This window comes from Alistipes sp. UBA6068, assembly GCF_949428155.1.
GTDB classification, from domain to species: Bacteria; Bacteroidota; Bacteroidia; order Bacteroidales; family Rikenellaceae; genus Alistipes; species Alistipes muris.
The window spans coordinates 38,606-46,196 of record NZ_CASQFS010000013.1 but is presented as its reverse complement, the minus strand read 5'-3'; the positions used below and the strand labels follow the sequence as shown (position 1 = coordinate 46,196).

General features: G+C 52.8%; 5 protein-coding genes and 1 tRNA gene. 5 read left to right on the top strand and 1 reads right to left on the bottom strand.

Translation table 11 applies throughout. From position 1 onward, the window contains the following. Positions 1 to 111: 111 nt before the first annotated feature. From QVG21_RS08205 to QVG21_RS08195, 3 genes are all read left to right on the top strand, one after another. On the top strand, positions 112 to 1,038 hold the full coding sequence (locus QVG21_RS08205; protein ID WP_287923937.1) for a tyrosine-type recombinase/integrase: 927 nt from the start codon (positions 112 to 114) through the stop codon (positions 1,036 to 1,038). A 112-nt stretch (positions 1,039 to 1,150) separates the two neighbouring features. Further along, complete coding sequence (locus tag QVG21_RS08200; protein WP_287923934.1) at positions 1,151 to 2,380, top strand: AAA domain-containing protein; 1,230 nt, start codon at positions 1,151 to 1,153, stop codon at positions 2,378 to 2,380. A 1,204-nt stretch (positions 2,381 to 3,584) separates the two neighbouring features. After that, positions 3,585 to 4,178: an ORF6N domain-containing protein gene (locus QVG21_RS08195; RefSeq protein WP_287923932.1), complete on the top strand. Its 594-nt coding sequence runs from the start codon at positions 3,585 to 3,587 to the stop codon at positions 4,176 to 4,178. A gap of 53 nt (positions 4,179 to 4,231) precedes the next feature. Here the strand turns inward: QVG21_RS08195 and QVG21_RS08190 are convergent. Beyond that, positions 4,232 to 4,321: transfer RNA gene (locus QVG21_RS08190), tRNA-Ser, on the bottom strand. Positions 4,322 to 4,644: 323 nt separating this feature from the next. Between QVG21_RS08190 and QVG21_RS08185 the strand changes: the two genes are divergently transcribed. Beyond that, a complete protein-coding gene (locus tag QVG21_RS08185) occupies positions 4,645 to 5,766 on the top strand; it encodes a hypothetical protein (RefSeq protein WP_287923929.1) in 1,122 nt (373 codons plus the stop codon). Between the two features lie 21 nt (positions 5,767 to 5,787). Next, positions 5,788 to 7,509 carry an OmpP1/FadL family transporter gene (locus tag QVG21_RS08180; protein WP_287923927.1) on the top strand — a complete coding sequence of 574 codons (1,722 nt, stop codon included), beginning with the start codon at positions 5,788 to 5,790 and terminating at the stop codon, positions 7,507 to 7,509. The last annotated feature ends 82 nt before the right edge of the window (positions 7,510 to 7,591 follow it).

The window sequence follows — 7,591 nt, the reverse complement described above, 5'->3', positions numbered from 1 at the left end:
CCATTCCTCCGTAAACTCCGGGAATCTCAAATGGGGAACATTAGCGAAAAAATAGCTGCAAAACCCACCTTATTTCTATCTTTCTGCTATATAATCTAACCTTTTTAAGATATGATAGCAGAAACCAGACTTTCGGAAATCGTCGCTTTGTGGAAAGAGGACAAAAAACAGTATGTAAAGCGTTCGACCTTTGCGGCCTACACGCTATTGATTGAAAACCACATCTTACCGGTATTCGGAGAAACGACACTCGTTGAGGAGCAGGACGTGCAAACATTCGTATTTCGGAAGCTCAACGAAGGATTGAGCCATAAAACGATTAAGGATATTCTAATCGTTCTGAAAATGATATTGCGTTTCGGCGTTAAGAATCAAATGATGGAATATCGGCAAATAGATATAAAGTTTCCGCCCGAACGAGACAATCATTCGATAGACATATTGAGCCGTTCGCATCAAAAACAAATCATGGAATATATCCAATCCCACTTTACATTCAAGAACTTGGGTATTTATATCTGCCTGAGTGCCGGAATGCGCATCGGAGAAATTTGTGCGTTGACATGGGATGATTTGGATGTCGAAAACGGAATTATCCATGTTCAAAAAACGATTCAACGCATCTATATCGTGGGAAAATCCCGGAAACATACCGAGGTGATTCTCGATACCCCGAAAACAAAAAACTCTATTCGAGAGATTCCGATGACAAAGGATTTGCTGAAGATGCTTCGCCCCATCAAGAAAATAGTGAACGGATGTTTCTACGTTCTGACAAATGAGCCGACCCCAACAGAACCGCGTACCTATCGGAACTATTACAAACAATTCATGCAGTCGCTCGGTTTGCCTTCGATGAAATTTCACGGTCTGCGACATAGTTTCGCTACGCGTTGTATCGAAAGCAAATGCGACTATAAAACCGTAAGCGTTCTGTTGGGACATTCCAATATCAGTACGACGCTCAATCTATATGTGCATCCGAACTTGGAGCAAAAGAAAAAATGTATGGAGCAAATGTCCAGGCTATTACGTTAAAAATGCAGCAAACCGTGGCTAATTGTCACGGTTTGTCCTAAATGGTCGGAAATCTGAAAGGTCCCTGGAATAGCCCGAATGGTCCGGAGAAAAGCTGTTCGATTAAGTAATCATGGATGAAGCGTCGCAGATTTCGGTTGAAATGGGGGCCTTGGTACTTATGTGCGCCCGAAATGCGGTGATTGTCGGTGATTCGATGCAGTTACCCAACGTCATTACCGATGCGGATAGGCCTCGATTGCAGGCCATCGGAGCAAAACATGCGGTAGATGCCCGCTATAATTGCGCAGGAATAAGTTTTTTGGAATCGGTCTGCCAAGTCCTCCCCAACGCTCCGCAGACATTGTTGCGCGAACACTATCGCTGCCACCCGAAAATCATCAACTTCTGCAACCAGAAATTCTACGGCGGGCAACTTGCCATCATGACTGAAGACCGGGGCGAAGCCGATGTAATCTCCGCCTGGCGGACGGTCCCGGGCAATCACGCACGCGGTCAGTTTAATCAACGGGAAATCGAAGTCGTTGCACGCGAAGTGTTGCCGAATCTCCCCTACGACAGTGCTGAAACCGGGGTCATCACACCCTACAACGAGCAGGTCTCGGCACTTAGCAATCGGTTAGGCGGAAATATCGACGTAGCAACGGTACACAAATTCCAGGGACGCGAGAAGGATGCTATCGTGATGTCCACCGTAGACGATACAATCAAAACATTCGTGGACGACCCCAACTTGTTGAATGTGGCCGTCTCGCGTGCCAAGCGCAAGTTTTGTTTAGTTGTCTCCGGTAACGAACAAACCGAAAGCCGTCATATCCCCGATTTGATAGCCTATATCGCGTATAATAACTGCACGATAACGCAGAGCCGGATTTGTTCGGTTTTCGACCTGCTTTACGAACAATACGCCAAGGCCCGGCAGGCATTTCTCAAAAAACATCTCCGGATTTCGCGGTTCGACTCCGAGAATCTGACTTTCGGCCTGTTGGAAAAAATTCTGGCCGAGGATGCTCATTTTTGCCACCTGGGAATCATTTGTCATCAGCCCTTGTGGCAACTCATCCGCGACTGGTCGCTGCTCGACGACGATGAACGTCGCTACGCCTCCAATAGAGCTACGCATCTTGATTTTCTGATTTACAACCGGGTGAGCAAACAGCCCGTGCTGGCAATCGAAACCGACGGATACAAATTTCACAAGCAGGGCACCCGCCAAGCCGAACGCGATGAAAAGAAAGATCGCATCCTGGCCCAATACGGTCTTCCGCTGCTGCGGCTCTCGACTATCGGAACCGATGAGAAAGCGAAAATTCGAGCTCGGTTACATGAGATTCTAATATAAGACATCTGCCACCTCCATAAACAGCGAAGCACAAGGGTTTTGTTTCCTTGTGCTTCGGTCCTTTGTTCATTCTGTCGTGGATGGCTTTGTTGCAGACATGGAGAATGAACATCGGAGGTTGTTGCTGGTGTAATTGTTAAAAATGGGTGCGGAGCAGAAAAACGTTGCTGGGATGTGACGCAACTCAACCTCCGGGGCTCCGTTTCTCCGCACCCAGGGCCCGGCGGTCAGGGTAAGTCTTACGCAGGAATTCTGCGCAGACTATATATTATCAAGTTATTCGGCAGGCAGTCTTAAAAAAACCAGGGCGGGGTGCGACGGTCCCGGCCGCCCTTAAATTTATTCCACAATATGTTGCAGCCGTAATTAGCTTGTGTTGAACACTCACACCCACGAAAACAAAAAAGGGGCGCGGTGTCAGCCCCAGTAAGCAGGTCGTGGAAAACCCGAAGTTGAAGCTGTCCTGCGCCCCAGTCAAGCCCTGCTTGTAGAACATAAGAACAAGCAGGACATAACCGAGACTGACAACCGTTATACCAACTTCAAACCCTCTCGAAAGAGGTTTCCACGTTTGCCTACTGGTATAAAGAGTTGTTTACCCTTTATGTCGTTATGTCCGTCGGCTAAGCCGAACTATTCTCTCGCAAATTTAGCATAAAAGCCATGTTCATTATATGATTTCGGTGCAAATATAGGAAAAAATATTCTATTCCTACGAATTCATAGGAATAAAAATAGCGGTTTCGGAGTGTTCTTTGTAAAAAATATTGAGTGAAGCATACAAACGATAAGTTATTGCACTCAATCGCGGCCCGGTTGAAACAGCTCCGAACCGATCGTGGTTATACCCAAGAAGTGGTTACCGATCAAACCGGAGTGAATGTCGGGCTGTATGAAATCGGAACTACAAATATTACGGTTATACTTTTGACTGTATTATGCAATTTTTACGAAGTGACATTGGAAGAATTTTTCCATAATATGGAATACGAAAAATAATATATACCTTTACTTCCAGTTCAGAATGACATATCGGCAATTTTCCGTTTCGTTATTTTGAACCGCAGGCAAAAGTTCTTGCTTTGACTGCAAAAATTATTTCCAAAAAGTAACACACGACGCAACTTCCGGGGCGGAAAGAAACTGATTTCTTTCCGCCTTTTTATTCTATTTGATGTTGTCAACCGTGTTCCGTCCCGGCACAATGAACCCCCAACTTACCGCCATCCAAAACAAAATCTATGAAATCCGCGGCCAGCGCGTCATGCTCGATTTTGACCTTGCAGCACTTTATCAAGTCGAAACCCGCACACTCAAGCAAGCGGTACGGCGCAACATCGAACATTTTCCCGAAGATTTCATGCTCCGACTGACTCCTGATGAGGCTAATTATTTGATAGCCATAGGGAGATCACAAAATGTGATACCCCCGGACTACAATATCGGCTCTACGGAAATGTTCGCATTTACAGAGGAAGGTGTAGCCATGCTTTCGGGTATATTGCGCAGCAAAGTTGCCGTGGATATTAATATTGCAATCATGCGTGCATTCGTAGCGATGCGCAACTACATTATGACGACCACGACCGTGACGGCCGAACTTGCGGAAATCCGGGCGAAGCTGGCGCTTCTGGAACGCAATGACGAAGACAATGCCGAAGCCGTGAACGACCTTTCGGAAGACATGCGCAAGGAACTGGACAATATCTACGAAGCGATTGCGGCTTTGTCAGTCAAGGTACCCCAGGCCCGAAAACCCCGCCGGGCCATCGGTTACAAAACCGGAGAGGAGGAGTGAAAACAAAAAAGGTTGCAAACCACTGCTTGCAACCTCATCGAAATCCGATTCGCTGGCGGAGAGAGAGGGATTCGAACCCCCGGTACAGTTGCCCGTACACCGCATTTCGAGTGCGGCCCGATCGACCACTCCGGCATCTCTCCGAATAACGGAACCCGAAACCCGCGTTTCGAGACTGCAAATATAGAAATAATTTTTTATTAAAATACGCAAAGGCCCCGAAAAAAAACGCACGAAACGAAAAAACACAAGGAAACACCGCGCAAAGAATTGCTGAACGCGAATAATTTTTACCTTTGCAAAAAAGGCATCCATCGAAAACAACGACGCAAAGGATTGCACCATTTTTGCCGTGGAAAGAGAAGCGGAGCGTACGGAAAGGGTCCGATAATTCCACGAAGCCATACTAAAACCGACACGGATTTCGTTGGATGGACAAACAGATGACGTTAATAACAAGCGCGTTATGAAAAAATGGCTATTTATCATCGGAACGGCCGCGACGACGGTGTGGCTGACGGGATGCTCGTCGAGCTACTTTGCCGCGGCGGGATACGGAAACGACGACCTCTATGCCATTCACGACAAGGCGGAGATCGCCCGGCGCCAACAAGCGGAAGCCGAAAAGAAGAAAGCCGAGGCCGAAGCCCGCAGGGCGGAATGGGAAGCCCGGCTGGCCGAGGCGGAAGCCAACGCCGTGCAGCGGCGCTACTACGAAACGACGTCGAACCCCTACGAGGACGTGCTGGCCGACACCTACGAAAGCGCCTATGCCCGGCGTCTGCGGGGCTTCGAGTCGCCGACGTACCGGATGCCGTCGAGCTACTATGATTTCCGTTACGGCAGCTCGTTCCACTACGTGTCGGCCTACGACCCTGCGTTCTACAACGTGATGGTCATGGGCGACCAGGTGTGGGTCGAGCCCAAATACATCACCGCCATGTTCGGCACGTGGGGCCGCCCGTCGGTCTACGTGGACCCGTGGTACTACGGCTGGAACTGGCGTCCCCATTTCAGCTGGGGATTCTCGTTCGGCAGCTGGGGCTGGGGTTTCGGACCTTGGTACGACCCGTGGTACTATCCGGGCTGGGGTCATGGCTGGGGATGGGGGCACCCGCACTGGGGACCTCCGCACTGGGGCGGGCATCCGCATCGTCCCTACGCCTCGAACATCGTACACCGTGCCAATCCCAATACCCCACCCTCATCGGGCAGCCGCTACTACAACCGTGACCAACGTTTCGGCACCTACGGGACGAGCGGCACGCCGAACCGCGGCAGCAGCAACGGCCATTTCGGCGTACGCAACCCGTCGTCGGGCAATCAGAACGCCCGGCCGGGCACCACGACGAACCGCGGCAACAACCGTGGCAGCTACTCGAATCCGTCGTACCGCAACAACTCGGGCGGCAACACCTACAACCGCGGCGGCTCGACGAACAACAATTCGGGAAGCTCGTACAACCGCGGCAGCAACAACTCGGGCTCGTCGTACAACTCGGGCAGCTACAACCGGGGCGGCAGCACGGGCGGCTCGTACAACCGCGGCGGCGGGGGCGGAAGCTCGCGCAACGCAGGCGGACGCTAAACAGACAAAACACGAAAAGCAATGAAACGCACACGCTGGATTATATGGGCCGCGATACTGGCCGTCGGGACCGCCACGGCCCAGACGAGCTACAACCGCGACATGGGCGGTCTGCTCATCGACCGCGACGTCATGACGCCGGCCGACCTGCTCGGCCTGTCGCAGACGCAGTTCAACTTCGGAACGGCGCGGGCGATGGCAATGGCGGGAGCTTTCACTTCGCTGGGAGCCGACGCCTCGTCGATGGCTATCAACCCGGCAGGACTGGGCATGTACCGCAAAAACGAAGTGACCTTCACACCGATGATGACCTTCGCGCGAAGCACGACGCCGGATGCGGGTGCCTACGGCAGCAACAGGACCAACCGCTTTTCGGCCTCGAATTTAAGCGTGGTCATCAACACGGTGAACCGCACCCGCGGGCTGATCGGGCTGAGCATCGGATTCGGCTACAACCGCATTGCCGACTTCAACTACGACTACTCCTACCAGCGTTCGGGGCAGGCCGCGACGGTGGCCGACGTCTATGCGCGGCAGATGGTGTGGAACCGCATCTCGAAAAACGACTTCTATGACGACGGCGGCCAGGGCAACAGGAACTGGGACCGCATAGCCCCCCAATACTGGAATGCCGCCCTCGCCTACCGGGCCTACATGATCGATCAGACGGGCGAAAACGCCTGGGCCCCGACGTGGATCGGCAACGGTGCCGACATCACGCACTACACCACCGTGAAGAGCCGCGGCTCGGCGGGCGAATTCGCGATGTCGGTAGGCGCCAACATCGAAAACAAACTTTATGTAGGCGCCACGGTGGGCATTCAGAGCATCCACCGGAAACTCTACGTCGACTACGCCGAAGACTACCGCTATGCCGACCCGAGCACGGAACACCCCTACGGCACCGACCCCTCGCTCGACTACCAGCTGCTCTATGCGAAACTCAACCAGGCCATGATTATAAACGGTGCGGGCGTGAACCTGAAAGTAGGTTTGGTCTACCGGCCGATTCCGGGCCTGCGGATAGGCGCGGCGTTCCACACGCCGACTTACTATTCGCTCGACCGCAAGTACCAGAGCTCGGCAGCCTCGATGGCCTTCGCCAACCGCAACACCGACCCCAACGTACGCCCCGACAGCAAGGGCTACATCTCCTCGGGCACGGAAAACATGACCACCCCGCTGCTCTACGACGAAAACCCCGACGGCTGGTCGTTCACCACCCCGGCCCGTCTGCTGCTGGGCGCATCCTACACGTTCGGCAGCCGGGCCATCCTGTCGGTGGACTACGAGCGCGACTGGTACAACGGAATCCGCATGAGCGACAACCCGATAGGCGCCGAACTCAAGCACTCGTACAAGCAGACGTTCCGCGACATGCTCAAAGGCTCGAACATCGTCCGGGCAGGCGCGGAGTTCAAGGCGCTGCCAGGACTGGCCCTGCGTGCCGGATTCGGATACAGCGGTTCGATGCTGCGCGACGAAAACACGATATTCGCACAGCCGGCCATCAAGAAGACGGTCTATTACAGCGCAGGCATCGGCTTGGCGCTGTCGCGGGTATGCACGCTCGACCTGGCCTACCAATACATGAAGCACACCACGACGGACTACTATCTGTTCTACGTGAGCGAGACGGAAGACACCCCCACGGGGCCGCAGGATATGTTCGCGGAGAGTTCGCTCTACCGCACCGATTTCGCCCGTCACAACGTGGCGCTGTCGCTCAGCTTCCGGTTCTGACACTCCGGACCGACCCGGATGCTCGCCCCTGCCGCAACGGTTTGCGGCAGGGGCGATGCCGTTTCAGCCCAAGACATAAAAA

Coding starts and splice junctions, on each gene's coding strand:
- QVG21_RS08205 (WP_287923937.1), top strand. CDS start 112: ATGATAGCAGAAACCAGACTTTCGGAAATCGTCGCTTTGTGGAAAGAG.
- QVG21_RS08200 (WP_287923934.1), top strand. CDS start 1,151: ATGGATGAAGCGTCGCAGATTTCGGTTGAAATGGGGGCCTTGGTACTT.
- QVG21_RS08195 (WP_287923932.1), top strand. CDS start 3,585: ATGAACCCCCAACTTACCGCCATCCAAAACAAAATCTATGAAATCCGC.
- QVG21_RS08185 (WP_287923929.1), top strand. CDS start 4,645: ATGAAAAAATGGCTATTTATCATCGGAACGGCCGCGACGACGGTGTGG.
- QVG21_RS08180 (WP_287923927.1), top strand. CDS start 5,788: ATGAAACGCACACGCTGGATTATATGGGCCGCGATACTGGCCGTCGGG.